Here is a 16,888-nt window from a genome sequence, read left to right as displayed (position 1 = left end):
CATGTGTTCTTCAGAAGAGCACTTGCAGGCAGGTGGAGCGGCCCCATCTGAAATCCAACAATCTAGGGATTCCAGGCACACCGCAGTCCGCTTCAGCGGGCGGCGGTGTGTCTTTTTCGCATGGCCACCAACTTCCTCACCAAACTATTCGGCAGCCGAAACGATCGGCTTCTCAAGCAATACCGCAAGACGGTTGTTCGCATCAATGCGATGGAGCCCGACTACGAGAAGCTCAGCGACGAGGCTCTGCGTGCAAAGACGCAGGAGTTCAAGGAACGTGTGGCCAAGGGCGAGTCGCTGGACGACCTGCTGCCCGAAGCCTTCGCCGTGGTGCGCGAGGGCTCCAAGCGCGTCATGAAGATGCGCCACTTCGACGTTCAGCTGCTGGGCGGCATGGCGCTGCACTACGGCAAGATCGCCGAAATGCGCACCGGCGAAGGCAAGACGCTGACTGCCACGCTGCCGGTCTACCTGAACGCACTGTCGGGCAATGGCGTGCACGTGGTGACCGTGAACGACTATCTGGCCAATCGCGATGCGACCTGGATGGCCAAGCTGTACAACTTCCTCGGACTGTCGGTGGGCATCAACCTGCCCAACATGCCGCGCGAGGAAAAGCAGGCCGCCTACAACAGCGACATCACCTACGGCACGAACAACGAATACGGCTTCGACTACCTGCGCGACAACATGGTCTACGAGTCGGGCGACCGCGTTCAGCGCGTGCTCAACTACGCCATCGTCGACGAGGTGGACTCCATCCTGATCGATGAGGCCCGCACGCCGCTGATCATCAGCGGCCAGGCCGAAGACCACACGGCCATGTACGTGGCCATGAACAAGATCGTTCCCAACCTGGTGCGCCAGGAAGGCGAGGCCGACCCGCGCACCGGCGAGGGCGTGACCAAGCCCGGCGACTTCACCGTGGACGAGAAGAGCCACCAGGTGTTCCTGACCGACCAGGGCTACGAGGCTGCAGAGCGCCTGCTGGGCCACGCCGGCATGATTGCCGAGGGCGCCTCGCTGTACGACCCGGCCAACATCACCCTGGTCCACCATCTCTACGCGGCGCTGCGTGCCAACAACCTCTACCACCGTGACCAGCACTATGTGGTGCAGAACGGCGAGATCGTCATCGTTGACGAGTTCACGGGCCGCCTGATGGCAGGCCGGCGCTGGAGCGATGGCCTGCACCAGGCGGTTGAGGCCAAGGAAGGCGTGACCATCCAGGCCGAGAACCAGACCATGGCCTCGATCACCTTCCAGAACTACTTCCGTCTCTACGGCAAGCTGGCAGGCATGACGGGCACGGCCGATACCGAGGCCTACGAATTCCAGGAAATCTATGGTCTCGAGACCATGGTGATTCCGCCCAACCGTCCCAGCAAGCGCGACGACCAGCTCGACCGTGTCTACAAGACCACACGCGAGAAGTACGAGGCGGCGATCCGCGATATCCGTGAATGCCATGAGCGCGGCCAGCCCGTGCTGGTGGGCACGACTTCGATTGAGAACTCCGAAATCATCGACGAGCTGCTCAACAAGGAAAACCTGCCCCATCAGGTGCTCAACGCCAAGCAGCACGAGCGCGAGGCCGACATCGTGGCCCAGGCCGGCCGTCCCGGCATGATCACCATCGCCACCAACATGGCCGGCCGCGGCACCGACATCGTGCTGGGCGGCAACATCGAAAAGCAGGTGGCTGCTGTCGAGGCCGATGAATCCCTGTCCGAAGCCGAACGCCAGCAGCGCATCGAACAAATGCGCGCCGACTGGAAGATCGAGCACGACAAGGTCTCGGCCCTGGGTGGCCTGCGCATCATCGCCACCGAGCGCCATGAATCGCGTCGTATCGACAACCAGCTGCGTGGCCGTTCGGGCCGCCAGGGCGATCCCGGCTCCTCGCGCTTTTACCTGAGCCTGGACGATGCGCTGATGCGCATCTTCGCGGGCGACCGTGTGCGTGCCATCATGGACCGCCTGAAGATGCCCGATGGCGAAGCCATCGAGGCCGGCATCGTGACCCGCTCCATCGAAGGCGCTCAGCGCAAGGTCGAGGCCCGCAACTTCGACATCCGCAAGCAGCTGCTTGAATACGACGACGTGTCCAACGACCAGCGCAAGGTGATCTACCAGCAGCGCAACGAGATCCTCGACGCCTCGGACCTGTACGAGATGATCACGGTGATGCGCGACGACGTGGTGTCCGATCTGGTGCGCCAGTACGTTCCTGCCGAGTCCATGGAAGAGCAGTGGGATCTGGCCGGTCTGGAAAAGGCGCTGGAAAGCGAATGGCGCATCCAGCTGCCGCTGCAGTCGCAGGTGCAGTCCGCGCACGCCATCACCGACGAGGAAATCCTCGAAAAGGTGCTGCAGGCCGCCCGCGAAGTATTCGATGCCAAGGTCGAGCTGATCGGCCGCGAGAACTTCACGCAATTCCAGCGCGCCGTTCTGCTGCAAAGCTTCGACACCAACTGGCGTGACCACCTGTCTGCGCTCGACTATCTGCGCCAGGGCATCCACCTGCGCGGCTATGCGCAAAAGCAGCCCAAGCAGGAATACAAGCGCGAAGCCTTCGAGCTGTTCCGCCAGCTCATCGACCAGGTCAAGACCGAAGTCACGCGCGTGCTGATGACCGTGCAGGTGCAGTCGCGCGAACAGGTGGAGCAGGCCACCGAGGCCCTGGAGCAGCGCAGCGCCCACAGCCTGGAGCACATGACCTATGGCGCTCCGTCGGATGGCGACATCGGTGGCTCCGTCGAGGACGAGCCGCTGGAGCTGCCCGAAGGCGCTCGCGTGGGCCGCAATGATCCCTGCCCCTGCGGCAGCGGCAAGAAGTACAAGCAGTGCCACGGCAAGCTGTCGTGATGCGGCGGGCGTCGTAAGACACCGCAAGACACGGAAAACGGCACGGATGCACTCCGTGCCGTTTTCTTTTTTAAGGTCGATGAAATACGTGCCGCTCCGGTTTGTTCCGATAATGGAGCGCGTTTTTCTTTCACTGTAGGAAGCCCTCAATGCCTGTGAATCTCTCCGCTCCCGTGCACGCCGACCTGTTGGCGATCGACGGCGTTCGCATCGGCGTCACCGAAGCCGGTGTGCGCAAGGCCAACCGCAAGGACCTGTCCGTGTTCCTGCTCGACGAGGGCGCTTCGGTGGCTGGCGTGTTCACACAGAACCGTTTCTGCGCAGCGCCTGTGCAGGTCAGCCGCGAGCATCTGGTTCAGACAGCGGGCGCCATCCGTGCCATGGTCATCAACACAGGCAATGCCAATGCAGGCACCGGCGCCGACGGCCTGGCACGTGCGCGCCGTACCTGCGCAGATCTGGCAGCGCTGCTGCAGCTCAAGCCCGAGCAGATCCTGCCGTTCTCCACTGGCGTGATCATGGAAGAGCTGCCTGTGGACCGCATTGCAGCCGGCCTGCCGGCCGCCATTGCTGCAGCCAAGGCCGACAACTGGGGCACGGCTGCCGAGGGCATCATGACCACCGACACCCTGCCCAAGGCCTTCAGCCGGGCCGTGGACATTGGCGGCAAGCGCGTGAGCATCACCGGCATCAGCAAGGGCGCGGGCATGATCCGCCCCAACATGGCGACCATGCTGGGCTTTCTGGCCACCGATGCGGCCATCGCTCCCGAGCTGCTGCAGCCCCTGGTCAAGGAGCTGGCCGACGGCTCGTTCAATCGTGTGACCATCGACGGCGACACGTCGACCAACGATTCCTTTGTGCTGGTGGCCACGCACAAGGCCGGCAATGCGCAGATCACTTCGCTGACCAGCGCCGAAGGCCAGGCTCTGAAGACTGCATTGCTGGATGTGTCGCGTTTGCTGGCCCAGGCCATCGTGCGCGATGGCGAAGGTGCCACCAAGTTCATCACTATCAAGGTGGAGGGTGGCAAGACCGAGGCCGAGTGCCGCCTGGTGGCGTACTCCATCGCGCATTCGCCCCTGGTCAAGACGGCGTTCTTTGCCAGCGACCCTAACCTGGGCCGCATCCTCGCGGCGGTTGGCTATGCTAGCATCGACGATCTGGACCAGACCAAGATCGACCTGTACCTGAACGATGTGCATGTCGCAGTCAATGGCGGCCGCAACCCTGCCTATCAGGAGGAAGACGGCCAGCGCGTGATGAAGCAGCAGGAGATCATCGTGCGCGTGCTACTGGGCCGAGGGGAGGCCGAGCAGACCGTGTGGACCTGCGATCTGAGCCACGACTACGTGAGCATCAACGCCGACTACCGCTCCTGACTCTCCACCCACCGTGCCGCCGGCAGCCGCAGGCCTTGTGCCTGGCTGCTGCCAGCTTTCAATGGCGGCCGGCGCGCAAAAGCTCTGGCGTTGGCATGAGATCCATCTCGATTCCCGGGCATATCCAGCGTCGGTGGCCGTGAGATCCGTATTCGAGAGACATCCATGACATTGCCCACAGAAGCCGTCGCCGCCCCCTTGCTGCAACTCGTGCAGCGCGCCGAGCAGCTGATGCAGCGCATCGAGGCCATCCTGCCCCAGCCGCTGCAATCCCCCGCAGACTGGAATACCGCCATCGCCTGGCGCTATCGCAAGCGCGCCAACGGCTGCGGCCTGCTGGAGCCCGTGCGCCACGTCGGCGCCATGCAACTGTCCGACCTGCAGAACATCGATGTGCAAAAGGACAAGATCGCGCGCAACACCGAGCAGTTCGTGACCGGCCGCACGGCCAACAACGTGCTGCTCACCGGCGCGCGCGGCACGGGCAAATCCTCGCTGATCCGTGCCTGCCTGCATGCCTTTGCGTCGCAGGGCCTGCGCCTGATCGAAGTGGACAAGGCCGATCTGACCGACCTGCCCGACATCGTCGATGTGGTGGCCGGCCGGCCCGAGAAGTTCATCATCTATTGCGACGATCTGAGCTTTGAGGAAGGCGAGCCTGGCTACAAGGCCCTGAAGTCCATTCTGGATGGATCGGTCAGCGCCGCCAGCCCGAACGTGCTGGTCTATGCGACCAGCAATCGCCGCCATCTGCTGCCGGAGTACCAGTCCGAGAATCTGACCTACCAGCGCGGCGAGGATGGGGAGCTGCATCCCGGCGAGGTGATTGAGGAAAAGATCTCGCTGTCCGAGCGCTTCGGCCTGTGGGTGAGCTTCTATCCCTTCAGCCAGGACGAGTACCTGCGCGTGGTGGCGCAATGGCTGGAGGCCCTGGGACTGGACCAGGCCACGATCGAGGCCGCGCGTCCTGAAGCCCTGGTTTGGGCACTGGAACGAGGCTCGCGCAGCGGCCGCGTGGCCCATCAGTTCGCGCGTGACTATGCGGGCCGCGCCGAGCGCCCGAGCCAGCGCCAGACTGGCATCGCCGATGTCCAAGGGCTGGCCGAAGAGGCCGAGCTCTGACAAGCTTGCTGCCCGGCCTTGGGGCCGGGCGGTTTTTTGCGAAAGATCAAGTGACTGAAAAAGAAATCTCCCTGAACACCGGCGCTGATGCTGCCCAGTCTCAAACGCCGTCTCAACCGCCGGTGCAGCGCAAGCACACCGAAGTCGCCGTTGGCGTGCTCCTGCGCGAGGCCGATGGCGCGCTGCTGATCACCAGTCGGCCGCCTGGCAAGCCCTATGCCGGCTATTGGGAGTTCCCTGGCGGGAAGATCGAATCCGGCGAGACGGTGGAGCAGGCATTGCGTCGCGAGCTTCAGGAAGAGCTGGGCGTCGAGATCGCAGCAGCCCCCGTCTGGAAGGTCACCGAGCATGACTATCCGCATGCCCTGGTGCGCCTGCACTGGTGCAAGATCACGCGTTGGAGCGGGGAGTTCGAGATGCGAGAAGGCCAGCAGATGGCCTGGCAGCAACTTCCGCTGCAGGTGCAGCCGGTGCTGCCTGGCGCCTATCCGGTGCTGCAATGGCTCAGCGAGGAACGCGGGCTGCCTTTTGATGCCGGCTTCTACGAGGCAGGCCAACCGAAAGTCTGATCAGGCCTGATCAGGGTTCAGTACGAGGATCGCCGAAGGGCGAATCCTCGGGAGGCATGGGCGCAGGCACGCGGAATTCCTCGTTGGCCCAGGCCCCGAGGTCGATCTGGTAGCAGCGCTCGCTGCAAAAGGGCCGAAAGCGGTTGGCCGGCGCGAACAGGCTGGGGCCGCTGCAGGTCGGGCAGCGTACCTTGGGCCCTGCGGATGCGGATGCGGATGCGGATGTTGCATCGACAGAGGGCGTGGCTTTCGTGGACATGCCGGCAGTCTTTTCCATCAGCTGCAAAGCGTGACCTCGAACGAGGCATCTTCGTTGCAAGGCTGGGGTTTGGCGCCGCTCTCGGGGCGAAGCAGGCGCACTGAAACCAGCAGGCGGTTGCCGCTGATTTCCGGAACAAGATTCAATGCCGGGTCTATGCGAAGGCGCAGCAGCTGAAAGCTGCGACCGGGCGGCATGGCCTGCTGGAACACGCCCTTTTCTGCGGCCACCCATTGCGGCACGCCGGTTTCGCGCAGCATCTTGAGCAGCAGCTGCAGCGACTGACCCAGCGGGGTCAGTGTGCTGGCCCAGTCCTCCAGATCACGCAGTCGCACCTGGGGGTCATGGAACTGCCAGGCGTGATAGGCCGGCAAATCGAAACCGCAGGTGCCGCCAGGGATGCCGATGCGGCTGCGCACGGCCATCAGCCATTCGTTGTCGGTCAGGGACTGGCCGGCTTTTCCGTTCTGGGCGTTGAGCTGGGCAAAGCACTGCTCCACATGGCGGGACACCTGGTCGAGCATGTGCTCGGCGATATCGGGGTTGCCGCGCAGGCTGTCGAGCAGGCTTTTGTGGCGTTCGAGGTCCTTGAGCACGTCCGTCTTGAGGTCGGTGCGTGCTGCCACATCCATGATCTCGAAGATGGTGACCAGCGCGAAATGGTGATCGATGGAATGAGCGCGCGACAGCAGCTCGCCCAGGCGGCGATACAGCTGCTCCAGCCTGAGGTAGGTCCTCAGGCGCTCATTGAAAGGATATTCGTACAGGATCACGCTTGCTGGGCTCCTCGGGGTGCTCAGGAATCAGCTGTCTACGTCGTGCACATGCTGAATTACACGCACAGGCCAAGCCATGGCGTGCATCATAGCCCGAACCATGCCGAGATTCGATCGCTGCATGCGCGCAAAGCCTCTATCGTCATGGCTTCGTCGTTGTAGAGCACCCAGTCGGCTGCCGCCAGCCGTGCCGCGCGGGTGGCCTGGGCGGCGATGATGGCTTGCACGGCATCGCGGGGCAATCCGTTGCGGGCCATGACGCGTGCGATCTGTGTTTCCGTCCGGCAGTCCACGACCAGCACGGCATCGAGCAGGGCAGGCCAGCGGCCGGACTCCACAAGCAGCGGGATGTCATGCACGATGAGCGCGGATCCGGCATCGGTGGCCTGCTGGACTTCAAGGGCCGTTTGCCGAGTCACCAGAGGGTGGATGATGGCTTCCAACTGCTGGCGTGCGGCAGGCTGCTGGAAGACCAGTTCGCGCATGCGCGCACGGTCCAGAGCACCGTTCGCATCGATCAGTTCAGGTCCGAAGCGGCGCGCAATCTCGGGCAATGCGGCGCCTGCCGGGGCGGTGAGGCTGCGCGAGATCTGGTCGGCATCGATGATGCTTGCTCCGCGCAAGGCAAGCTGTGCGGCCACGGTGCTCTTGCCGCTGCCGATGCCGCCGGTCAGGCCCAGCCGGAAAGGGCGCGGGTGCGGACGTGGTGGCGGGGCGTTGCTGGATTCCATGCCGCAGTGTCGGATCAAAGACCGATGGCCGCCAACAGGTATTGCAGCATCTGCTGGGGGCCGAACACCATGGCGGCAAAGCCGGCGCCCGCAAGAAAGGGGCCAAAGGGAACATAGCCACCTTCGCGCAGGCGGCTGTTGATCTTCAGCGCAATGCCCACGATTGCGCCAATCACGGACGAGATCAGGATGATGGGCACAAGAGCCTGCCAGCCGAACCAGGCCCCCAGCGCGGCAAACAGCTTGAAGTCGCCGTAGCCCATGCCTTCCTTGCCGGTGACCAGCTTGAAGGTCCAGTAGACCAGCCACAGCGAAAGATAGCCCGCTGCGGCACCCCAGACCGCGTCGGCCAGAGGCACAGCGGTCCAGTGCAGTGCCGATGAAAGCAGCCCGGCCCACAGCAAGGGCAGGGTGATGTCGTCGGGGAGCAGTGTGGTGTCCCAGTCGATCAATGCGAGGCTCAGCAAGGCGGCGCTGAACAGGCACCAGATGGCGCCCGTGGGCGTGATGCCCCATTGCATCGTGCAGTAGGCGAATAGCGCAGCGCAGGCCAGTTCCACCAGCGGGTAGCGTATGCTGATCGATGCCTTGCATTCCGAGCACCGGCCCCGCAGCGCCAGATAGCTGAGCACGGGAATGTTCTCGTACCAGTGGATGGCATGGCCGCAATGCGGGCAGCGCGAGCGGGGGCGGCTCAGGCTCAGGGGGGCCTCGGCAGGGTCAGGCGCAGCAGCAGAGGGAGGTGCGGCACCGGACTGCTCCTGTGCCCATTGGGCGCATTCCGCGTTCCATTGCTGTTCCATCATGCGTGGCAGCCTGTGCACCACCACGTTGAGAAAGCTGCCGACCAACAGGCCCAGCAGGCCGCCCAATGCAGCCTGCATCCAGAGTTCCAAAACCATCAGACCACCTGACCCAGCTTGAAGATGGGCAGGTACATGGAAACCACGATGCCGCCGATCAGGGTGCCCAGGAAGACGATGATGATGGGTTCCATCAGGCTGGACAGGCCGGCCACCATGTCATCGACTTCCTCTTCGTAGAAATCGGCCGCCTTGCCAAGCATGTGGTCGATGGAGCCGGATTCCTCGCCGATGGCGCACATCTGCAGCACCATGGAGGGAAAGACGTTGGCATTGGTCATGGCTACCGTGAGGCTGGTGCCGGTGGAGACTTCCTGCTGGATCTTCTCGGTGGCATTGGCGTAGACGGCATTCCCGGAGGCGCCGCCGACGGAATCCAGTGCCTCGACCAGCGGAACGCCTGCCGCAAACATGGTCGACAGCGTGCGCGTCCAGCGCGCAACGCAGGACTTTTCGATCAGCACGCCAAAGACCGGCATCTTCAACATTGCACGATCCATGAACTGCTGCATGCGCTCATTGCGCTTCCAGGCCTGCATGAAGAAGTAGAAGCCGCCTCCGATCACGCCAAAGATCACCCACCACCATTGGACAAAGATGTCGCTGATGCCCATCACGAACAGCGTCGGTGCGGGCAGATCCGCGCCGAAGGAGCTGAACACTTCCTTGAATGCGGGAATCACGAAGATCATGATGATGGTCACGACGATGAAGGCCACGACGACCACCGAGATCGGATACATCAAGGCGGACTTGATCTTGGACTTGATGGCCTCGGTCTTCTCCATGTAGGTGGCCAGGCGGTCCAGCAGGGCCTCCAGGATGCCGGCCGCTTCCCCGGCCTCCACCAGATTGCAGTAGAGGCTATCGAAGTACATGGGGTGCTTGCGATAGGCCGCATTCAGCGAGGTGCCCGTCTCCACGTCGGAGCGGATATCGGCCAGCAGGCGCGTGACACTGGGGTTGGTGTTGCCGCGCCCGACGATGTCGAAGGCCTGCAGCAGCGGGACGCCGGCCTTCATCATCGTGGCCATCTGGCGCGTGAACAGCGCGATGTCCTTGGGCTTGATCCTCTTGCCGCCGCGCGTACGGCGCTTCTTGATCTTGCTGGGAAGCACGCCCTGACGGCGCAGCATGGCCTGGACCTGGTTGATGCCCCCGGCCCGGGTTTCGCCGCGGACGATCTTGCCGTTGCGATCCTTGCCCTCCCATTCAAAGACAAATTCCTTGATTCCTTTGGACGCGGCTGTGGCCATCGTGCTCCCTCTTTTGTTGTCTGCGCTGTCCGCGCTATTCACTCATTGGTGACTGCCAGCACTTCTTCGAGCGAGGTCAGTCCTAGTCTGGCCTTGTGCAGTCCGGATCCGCGCAGAGACCGCACGCCTTCACGCTTGGCCTGTGCCGCGATCTCCAGCGCGCTGCCGTCTTGCAGGATGATGCGCTGGATTTCTTCGCTGATCGGCATCACCTGGTAGATGCCGACGCGTCCCTTGTAGCCGTTGTTGCATGCCTGGCAGCCCACGGGCTTGTAGGTGACCCAGCTGCCATCGATGTCCGCCTCGTCATAGCCCGCCTCCAGCAGCGCCTCCCGCGGGATATCCGCAGGCTCCTTGCACTGGGGGCACAGGCGCCTGGCCAGCCGCTGGGCGGTGATCAGGATCACGCTCGATGCGATGTTGAAGGGGGCAATGCCCATGTTGCGCATGCGCGTCAACGTGGTCGGTGCGTCGTTGGTGTGCAGCGTGGACAGCACCAAGTGGCCGGTCTGCGCGGCCTTGATCGAGATGTCGGCGGTTTCCAGGTCGCGGATTTCACCGACCATGATGATGTCGGGATCCTGGCGCAGGAAGGCCTTCAGCGCCGTCGCAAAGGTGAGGCCTGCCTTTTCGTTCACGTTGACCTGGTTGACGCCGGGCAGGTTGATTTCCGAGGGGTCTTCTGCCGTCGCGATGTTCACCCCGGCCTTGTTCAGCAGGTTCAGGCAGGTGTACAGCGACACCGTCTTGCCCGAGCCCGTGGGGCCTGTCACCAGAATCATTCCGTAGGGGCGCCCGATGGCTTCGATCAGGCGAGCCTTTTCCTCGGGTTCGTAGCCCAGGGCATCAATGCCCATCTTGGCCGAGCTCGGGTCAAGGATACGGATCACGATCTTCTCGCCGAAGAGCGTGGGCAGGGTGCTCACGCGAAAGTCGATGACGCGGTCCGGACCCACCTTGAGCTTCATGCGCCCGTCTTGCGGAACCCGTTTTTCCGAGATGTCCATGCGCGAGATCACCTTGATGCGCGAGGCCAGCTTCTCCTTGATCGCAATGGGGGGCGATGCAATCTCGCGCAACTCGCCGTCAATCCGGAAGCGTACGCGGTACTGATGTTCGTAGGGCTCGAAATGCAGGTCCGACGCGCGCATGTTGAAGGCGTCGAGCAGCATTTTGTGCAGGAACTTGACGATGGGCGCGTCCTCGACGTCCGCTGCCGCCGTGTTGTCCTTCTCCTCGGCAACCTCGTCGGGCTTGAGGTCGCCGAACTCGAAATCGCCGCCCCCGCTGTAGCTCTCCATGGCTTCGCTGGCGCTTTTGCTCTGCTGAGCTATCAGGCGTTCCAGCTTGTCGGCCTCGACGATGATCCAATCCACGCCTAGCTGGGTGGTGAATTTGATCTGCTCTGCAGCTTCCTGCTGCGTCGGGTCGGCCGTGGCCACCGTGATGCGGTTGCCTCGCTTGCTCAAGGGGAGGACGCGATAGGAGCTGATGATCTTGGCGTCCAGCAACTCATGCGGCAGGCGCGCGGCGTTGATGGCATCAAGATCGAGCAGCGGCGCGCTGAACATGGTGGAGACCGTCTCGGCCACTTCCAGGGCTGAGAGGACGCCCGCGTTGCTCAACTCGGCAATGAACGAGGTGCGGTTGGCGCCGGCCTTGCTGGCGGCGGCTTCCGCTGCCTGCTGCGATACCTTGCCTGCTGATATCAGGGCTCGCCCGATGCCGGGAAGCGATGCAACAGCGGAAGCATTCTTGAGCGAGGAGTCAGCAACAGCCATGTAGCAAGACGTTTGAGAGGAAAGGACATTTATCCTATCATCCCTGAAGCCTTGAAAGGCCAGACGCACTGTTGCGCACCCAGGTCTTGAACCTGGCTCAATGGTGGTGTGGTGATGAAGTGACCAGAAATGGTCGGGGTGAGAGGATTCGAACCTCCGGCCTCTACGTCCCGAACGTAGCGCTCTACCAGGCTAAGCTACACCCCGTTGCTTTTTTAGACAAAGCAATGCAGCCTGAAATCAGGTGCGTCGCTCCAAAAGCTGAGAGGCTAATTGTAGCAAACTTGCCGTATGCAAATTGCTCGGGAGCACATTTATTGCGTCAATGGCGCGGCGTGCCTCGGCATGGGCGGCTTCGCGTGCCACATCCAGCGCGCCTGTGCTGCGCACGATATCCACAACGGCAGACAACTGCTCGGTTGAGCCCTGCTCGATGGCGTTGCGCACGATGGCCGCCTGCTCCGGAGTGCCGCGCTGCATGGCGGCAATCAGCGGCAGGGTGCACTTGCCTTCGCGCAGGTCGTCGCCCAGGTTCTTGCCCATTTCCTGGGTGTCGCCCGTGTAGTCGAGCACGTCGTCAATGATCTGGAAGGCGGTGCCCAGGGCCTGGCCATAGATGGCGCAGGCCTGTTCGATCTCGCGGGGTGCGTCGGCCAGCACGGCGCCCAGCTGGGCGCTGGCCTCGAACAACTGGGCGGTCTTGGAGCGGATGACGTGCAGGTAGCCGGCTTCGTCCAGAGAGGCATCATGGGTGTTGATGAGCTGCTGCACCTCGCCTTCGGCGATCACGTTGGTGGCGTCCGAGAGGATCTTGAGCACACGCATGCTGCCCACTTCCACCATCATCTGGAAGGAGCGCGAGTGCAGGAAGTCGCCGACCAGCACGCTGGCCGGATTGCCGAAGGTCTCGTTGGCCGTCGGGCGGCCACGGCGCAGGGTGGACTCGTCCACCACGTCGTCGTGCAGCAGGGTGGCGGTATGAATCAGCTCGACCACGGCCGCCAGGACATGCCTGTCCCTGCCTTCGTAGCCCAGCGCATTGCAGACCATGAGCAGCAGGGCCGGGCGAAGGCGTTTGCCGCCGGCAGCGATGATGTACTGGGAGATCTGGGCAATCAGCGGGACGGTGGTCGTCAGGCGCTGGGCGATCACATGATCCACCTCGCGCATGTCGTCAGTGATCAGGGCAAGCGGATTGGGGGTGGAGAGAGCTGTGGTCAAGGTACTGTGGCCGCCAAGTGGATCGGCAATTATAGGAAGAGCGATCCCGCCTGCGGCCCGCTCTGGTGGTTGTTTGGGCGCGGGGTGGTAGCGCTTCATGCAAAGAATGTGAGTGCGTGCTAGAATCCTCGGCTTCCGTGGAAATTCGTTCGCGGAACTCTCAAATTCAAGAGGTTTAAATGTACGCAGTCATAAAAACCGGCGGCAAGCAGTATCGCGTTGCAGCCGGCGAAAAGATCAAGGTAGAACAGATTGCTGCGGACGTAGGCCAAGAAGTTGTGATCGATCAGGTTCTGGCAGTCGGCAACGGCGCTGAAATCAAGGTCGGCACACCTCTGGTGTCCGGTGCGTCTGTCAAGGCAACCGTGGTTGCTCACGGCAAGCACGACAAAGTGCACATCTTCAAGATGCGCCGTCGTAAGCATTATCAGAAGCGCCAAGGCCATCGCCAGCAGTTCACAGAGCTGCAGATCGTGGCGATCGCTGCTTAATTCAGGAGCTGAGTCATGGCACAGAAAAAAGGCGGCGGCTCTACGCGAAACGGGCGCGATTCCAAGCCCAAAATGCTCGGCGTGAAGGCTTTCGGTGGTGAACTGATCACGGCCGGCTCGATCATCGTGCGCCAACGTGGCACCAAGTTCCATCCCGGCGACAACGTCGGCGTGGGCAAGGACCACACCCTGTACGCTCTGGTGGACGGCCACGTGTCGTTTGCTGTCAAGGGTGCACTGTCCAAGCACACGGTCAATGTGACGGCTGCCTAAGCCCTGTCACTTCGACGCTCGAAGCCCCGACCTGTCGGGGCTTTGTCGTTTCAGGAGGGTTGTGCATCGTGCCTTCGCCCTCTTTTCCGTCTCTGAGGTGTGGCCTGGGGCTGTCTGGTGCACACTGCTTTTTGTAAACTGGATGCCTCATGAAGTTCGTCGACGAAGCTTATATCGACATTTCCGCCGGTGACGGCGGCAATGGCTGCGTGTCATTCCGGCACGAAAAATACAAGGAATTTGGCGGTCCCGATGGTGGAGACGGTGGCCGTGGCGGCCATGTCTACGCGGTGGCCGATGTCAACCTCAACACCCTGGTGGACTACCGCTTCTCGCGCCGGCACGATGCCACGCGCGGCGAGCATGGCAAGGGCTCGGACATGTTCGGCGCGGCGGGCAACGACATCACGCTGCGCATGCCGGTCGGTACCATCATCAGCGATGCCGAAACCGGCGAGGTGCTCTACGAGCTGCTGACGGCCGGTGAGGTGGTCACCATTGCCAAGGGTGGCGACGGCGGCTACGGCAACCTGCGCTTCAAGAGCGCGATCAACCGCGCGCCTCGGCAAAAGACTCCGGGCTGGCCCGGCGAGCGCAAGAATCTCAAGCTGGAGCTCAAGGTGCTGGCCGACGTGGGCCTGCTGGGCATGCCCAATGCGGGCAAGTCCACCTTCATTGCCGCGGTCTCCAATGCGCGCCCCAAGATTGCCGACTACCCGTTCACCACGCTGCATCCCAATTTGGGCGTGGTGCGCGTCGCTGCCGAGCAGAGCTTTGTGGTGGCCGACATCCCTGGCCTGATCGAAGGCGCCTCGGAAGGTGCGGGCCTGGGCCACCAGTTCCTGCGCCATCTGCAGCGCACCCGATTGCTGCTGCATGTGGTGGACCTGGCGCCGTTCGATGACAGCGTGGATCCTGTGGCCCAGGCCAAGGCCATCGTGGGCGAACTGCAGAAGTACGATGCCGAGCTGTACAACAAGCCGCGCTGGCTGGTGCTCAACAAGCTGGACATGGTGCCCGCCGAGGAGCGCGCTGCACGCGTCAAGGACTTCGTCAAGCGCTTCAAGTGGAAGGGGCCGGTCTTCGAGATTTCCGCCCTGACGCGCGAAGGCTGTGAAGTGCTGATCCGCACCATCTACAAACATGTGCATGAGCAGCAGCAGATCGAGGCCGGTCCCAAGGAAATCGATCCGCGCTTCGTCGAAGTCGAGGGTGATGGCGTGGATCTCACCGATCCGCGTTTTGCCCCCCGCGATTCCGAGTAAGAGCCGCCTGCTGCTCCCATTGCCTTGATCACAACAGCGGCGCGGCCTGCCTGGGCCTGCGCTGCAAGAATCACTATCCATCCATGTCTTCCAACTTGTTGCGTGATGCCCATCGCATCGTGGTCAAGGTCGGCTCCAGCCTGGTGACCAATGAAGGTCGCGGTCTTGATGAAGCCGCCATCCAGGAATGGAGCCGCCAGCTGGCGGCCCTGGTGCGCGGGGATGAGAGCCATGGCGGTCAGCGGCGCGAGGTGATCATGGTCTCCAGCGGCGCGGTGGCTGAAGGCATGAAGCGCCTTGGCTGGGCCGCGCGGCCCAAGGAGATCCATGAGCTGCAGGCCGCTGCAGCCGTGGGCCAGATGGGGCTGATACAGATGTACGAGTCCAAGCTGCGCGAGCAGGGCATGGGCAGTGCCCAGGTGCTGCTCACGCATGCCGACCTGGCGGACCGCGAGCGCTATCTGAATGCGCGCAACACCTTGCTGACGCTGCTGGAGCTGGGCATCGTGCCGGTGATCAACGAGAACGACACCGTGGTCAACGATGAGATCAAGTTCGGCGACAACGACACCCTGGGTGCTTTGGTGGCCAATCTGATCGAAGCCGATGCCTTGGTCATCCTGACCGATCAGCGAGGCCTTTACAGCGCCGATCCGCGCAGCAATCCCGATGCGCGTTTCATCGACGTGGCAAATGCCGGCGATCCTGCACTGGAGGAGATGGCGGGCGGCGCGGGCTCGTCCATCGGCAAGGGTGGGATGATCACCAAGATCCTTGCGGCCAAGCGTGCGGCGGGGTCGGGTGCTTCAACCGTCATCGCCTGGGGCCGTGAACAGGACGTGCTGGTGCGTCTGGCTGCGGGCGAGTCCATTGGCACGCTGCTCGTGGCGCAGACCCACAAGAACCAGGCGCGCAAGCAGTGGATTGCCGACCATCTGCAACTGCGCGGTTCCGTGTCCGTGGATGCCGGTGCCGTGGCCAAGCTGCGCGACGAAGGCAAGAGCCTGCTGCCCATCGGCATGGTGAATGTGGATGGCGAATTCGCCCGCGGCGATGTGATTGCCGTGCGCGATGCGCTGGGCATCGAGGTGGCGCGTGGTCTGGCCAACTATGCAAGTGCCGAGGCGCGCCTGCTTTGTCGTAAGAGCTCGGTGGAGATCGAGCGCCTGCTGGGCTATTCCGCAGGCCCGGAGATGGTGCACCGCGACAACATGGTGATTGCCGGGCACTGATGTCTGCACAATCGGGGCAAAGAAAAAGCGCACCCTCGGGTGCGCTTTTGCATGGAGCCTTTGGCTTCAGGCCTTGCCTGGATCGGGGTGCAAGACCTGCTGCTGCCCTGACTGTGGATCAGGGTCGAAGCAGGCACCAGGCGGCAACTCCATGCCGGGATTGACGCGAAAGCTGCCTGAGCGTGCCGGATGCAAGCCTGGGGCGCCATAGGTTTCGGGGCCTGTTTCATGGGCTTCCCTGGGGCGCATGCCGCTGCGAAGATAGCGGTTGCGCTGTTGCTCGCCCCGTGGCAGAAAGCGTGCCAGCTCGGTCAGGGCCATCTCGTAGACGCCGCGTTTGAACTCCACCACCACATCCAGTGGCACCCAGTAGTCATTCCAGCGCCAGGCGTCGAATTCGGGGTGGTCGGTGGCACGCAGGTTCAAATCCCAGTCGTGACCCATGAGTTGCAGCAAATACCAGATCTGCTTCTGGCCTTTGTAGTGTCCGCGCGCATCGCGGCGGATGTACCGGTCTGGCACCTCGTAGCGCAACCAGTCCCGGGTGCGGGCGACCACGCGAACGTGGTTGGGCATCAACCCCACTTCCTCATGCAGTTCCCGGAACATGGCCTGTTCGGGTGTCTCCCCCCGGTCAATGCCGCCCTGTGGAAACTGCCAGCTGTGGGTGCGGATGCGCTTGCCCCAGAACACCTGGTTCTTTTGGTTGAGCAGGATGATGCCGACGTTCGGGCGAAATCCGTCCCGGTCAAGCATAATCGAACCCCAATTTTCTGAATTGTGTCCATTATGCACGGTG

At 62.8% G+C, this 16,888-nt stretch carries 16 protein-coding genes and 1 tRNA gene; 8 read left to right on the top strand and 9 right to left on the bottom strand.

What is annotated here, in order from left to right:
- Positions 1-120 precede the first annotated feature (120 nt).
- The 4 genes from secA (at position 121) to A4F85_RS25985 (ending at position 5,941) form a co-directional block, all read left to right on the top strand.
- On the top strand, positions 121-2,868 hold the full coding sequence (gene secA / locus A4F85_RS26000) for a preprotein translocase subunit SecA (RefSeq protein ID WP_013800813.1): 2,748 nt from the start codon (positions 121-123) through the stop codon (positions 2,866-2,868).
- A gap of 149 nt (positions 2,869-3,017) precedes the next feature.
- Positions 3,018-4,250, top strand: coding sequence for a bifunctional glutamate N-acetyltransferase/amino-acid acetyltransferase ArgJ (argJ, locus tag A4F85_RS25995; RefSeq protein ID WP_063328237.1), 1,233 nt, complete (start codon positions 3,018-3,020; stop codon positions 4,248-4,250).
- Positions 4,251-4,415: 165 nt separating this feature from the next.
- Positions 4,416-5,372: an ATP-binding protein gene (locus tag A4F85_RS25990; RefSeq protein WP_063328236.1), complete on the top strand. Its 957-nt coding sequence runs from the start codon at positions 4,416-4,418 to the stop codon at positions 5,370-5,372.
- Between the two features lie 50 nt (positions 5,373-5,422).
- Positions 5,423-5,941, top strand: a complete 519-nt coding sequence (locus A4F85_RS25985) for a (deoxy)nucleoside triphosphate pyrophosphohydrolase (RefSeq protein WP_063328235.1) — start codon at positions 5,423-5,425, stop codon at positions 5,939-5,941.
- A gap of 10 nt (positions 5,942-5,951) precedes the next feature.
- Here the strand turns inward: A4F85_RS25985 and A4F85_RS25980 are convergent, their stop codons facing one another.
- The 8 genes from A4F85_RS25980 to A4F85_RS25945 form a co-directional block, all read right to left on the bottom strand.
- Positions 5,952-6,218 carry a DNA gyrase inhibitor YacG gene (locus A4F85_RS25980; protein WP_063328600.1) on the bottom strand — a complete coding sequence of 89 codons (267 nt, stop codon included), beginning with the start codon at positions 6,216-6,218 and terminating at the stop codon, positions 5,952-5,954.
- Positions 6,218-6,973, bottom strand: a complete 756-nt coding sequence (gene zapD / locus A4F85_RS25975; RefSeq protein WP_063328234.1) for a cell division protein ZapD — start codon at positions 6,971-6,973, stop codon at positions 6,218-6,220. Before zapD ends, A4F85_RS25980 begins: the two co-directional genes overlap by 1 nt.
- Before the next feature lie 89 nt (positions 6,974-7,062).
- Complete coding sequence (coaE, locus tag A4F85_RS25970; protein WP_063328233.1) at positions 7,063-7,707, bottom strand: dephospho-CoA kinase; 645 nt, start codon at positions 7,705-7,707, stop codon at positions 7,063-7,065.
- 14 nt (positions 7,708-7,721) lie between these two features.
- The gene (locus tag A4F85_RS25965) at positions 7,722-8,609 is read right to left on the bottom strand and encodes a prepilin peptidase (protein WP_063328232.1); all 888 of its coding nucleotides are present in this window, start codon (positions 8,607-8,609) and stop codon (positions 7,722-7,724) included.
- The gene (locus A4F85_RS25960) at positions 8,609-9,826 is read right to left on the bottom strand and encodes a type II secretion system F family protein (protein ID WP_063328231.1); all 1,218 of its coding nucleotides are present in this window, start codon (positions 9,824-9,826) and stop codon (positions 8,609-8,611) included. The genes A4F85_RS25965 and A4F85_RS25960 overlap by 1 nt, the downstream gene beginning before the upstream one ends.
- A 38-nt stretch (positions 9,827-9,864) precedes the next feature.
- On the bottom strand, positions 9,865-11,607 hold the full coding sequence (pilB, locus tag A4F85_RS25955) for a type IV-A pilus assembly ATPase PilB (protein WP_063328230.1): 1,743 nt from the start codon (positions 11,605-11,607) through the stop codon (positions 9,865-9,867).
- A 130-nt stretch (positions 11,608-11,737) separates the two neighbouring features.
- Positions 11,738-11,814, bottom strand: a tRNA-Pro gene (locus A4F85_RS25950).
- A gap of 33 nt (positions 11,815-11,847) precedes the next feature.
- Positions 11,848-12,777 carry a polyprenyl synthetase family protein gene (locus A4F85_RS25945; protein WP_034396917.1) on the bottom strand — a complete coding sequence of 310 codons (930 nt, stop codon included), beginning with the start codon at positions 12,775-12,777 and terminating at the stop codon, positions 11,848-11,850.
- Positions 12,778-13,007: 230 nt separating this feature from the next.
- Here A4F85_RS25945 and rplU point away from each other — a divergent pair, with 230 nt between their 5' ends.
- From rplU to proB, 4 genes are all read left to right on the top strand, one after another.
- The gene (rplU, locus tag A4F85_RS25940) at positions 13,008-13,319 is read left to right on the top strand and encodes a 50S ribosomal protein L21 (protein ID WP_012207284.1); all 312 of its coding nucleotides are present in this window, start codon (positions 13,008-13,010) and stop codon (positions 13,317-13,319) included.
- A 15-nt stretch (positions 13,320-13,334) separates the two neighbouring features.
- On the top strand, positions 13,335-13,592 hold the full coding sequence (gene rpmA, locus A4F85_RS25935; RefSeq protein ID WP_012207283.1) for a 50S ribosomal protein L27: 258 nt from the start codon (positions 13,335-13,337) through the stop codon (positions 13,590-13,592).
- A 149-nt stretch (positions 13,593-13,741) separates the two neighbouring features.
- Positions 13,742-14,857, top strand: coding sequence for an Obg family GTPase CgtA (gene cgtA / locus A4F85_RS25930; protein WP_012207282.1), 1,116 nt, complete (start codon positions 13,742-13,744; stop codon positions 14,855-14,857).
- Between the two features lie 83 nt (positions 14,858-14,940).
- Positions 14,941-16,089 (top strand): glutamate 5-kinase, encoded by a 1,149-nt coding sequence (proB, locus tag A4F85_RS25925; protein WP_012207281.1) that lies wholly within the window; start codon positions 14,941-14,943, stop codon positions 16,087-16,089.
- 66 nt (positions 16,090-16,155) lie between these two features.
- Here the strand turns inward: proB and A4F85_RS25920 are convergent, their stop codons facing one another.
- Entirely contained in the window at positions 16,156-16,845 is a 690-nt protein-coding gene (locus A4F85_RS25920) for an RNA pyrophosphohydrolase (RefSeq protein WP_012207280.1), read from the bottom strand.
- Positions 16,846-16,888 lie beyond the last annotated feature (43 nt).

The organism is Delftia sp. GW456-R20 (assembly GCF_001622915.1).
GTDB classification, from domain to species: Bacteria; Pseudomonadota; Gammaproteobacteria; order Burkholderiales; family Burkholderiaceae_C; genus Comamonas; species Comamonas acidovorans.
The sequence above is the reverse complement of the archived record's forward strand: the minus strand, read 5'-3'. Positions and strand labels throughout refer to the sequence as shown.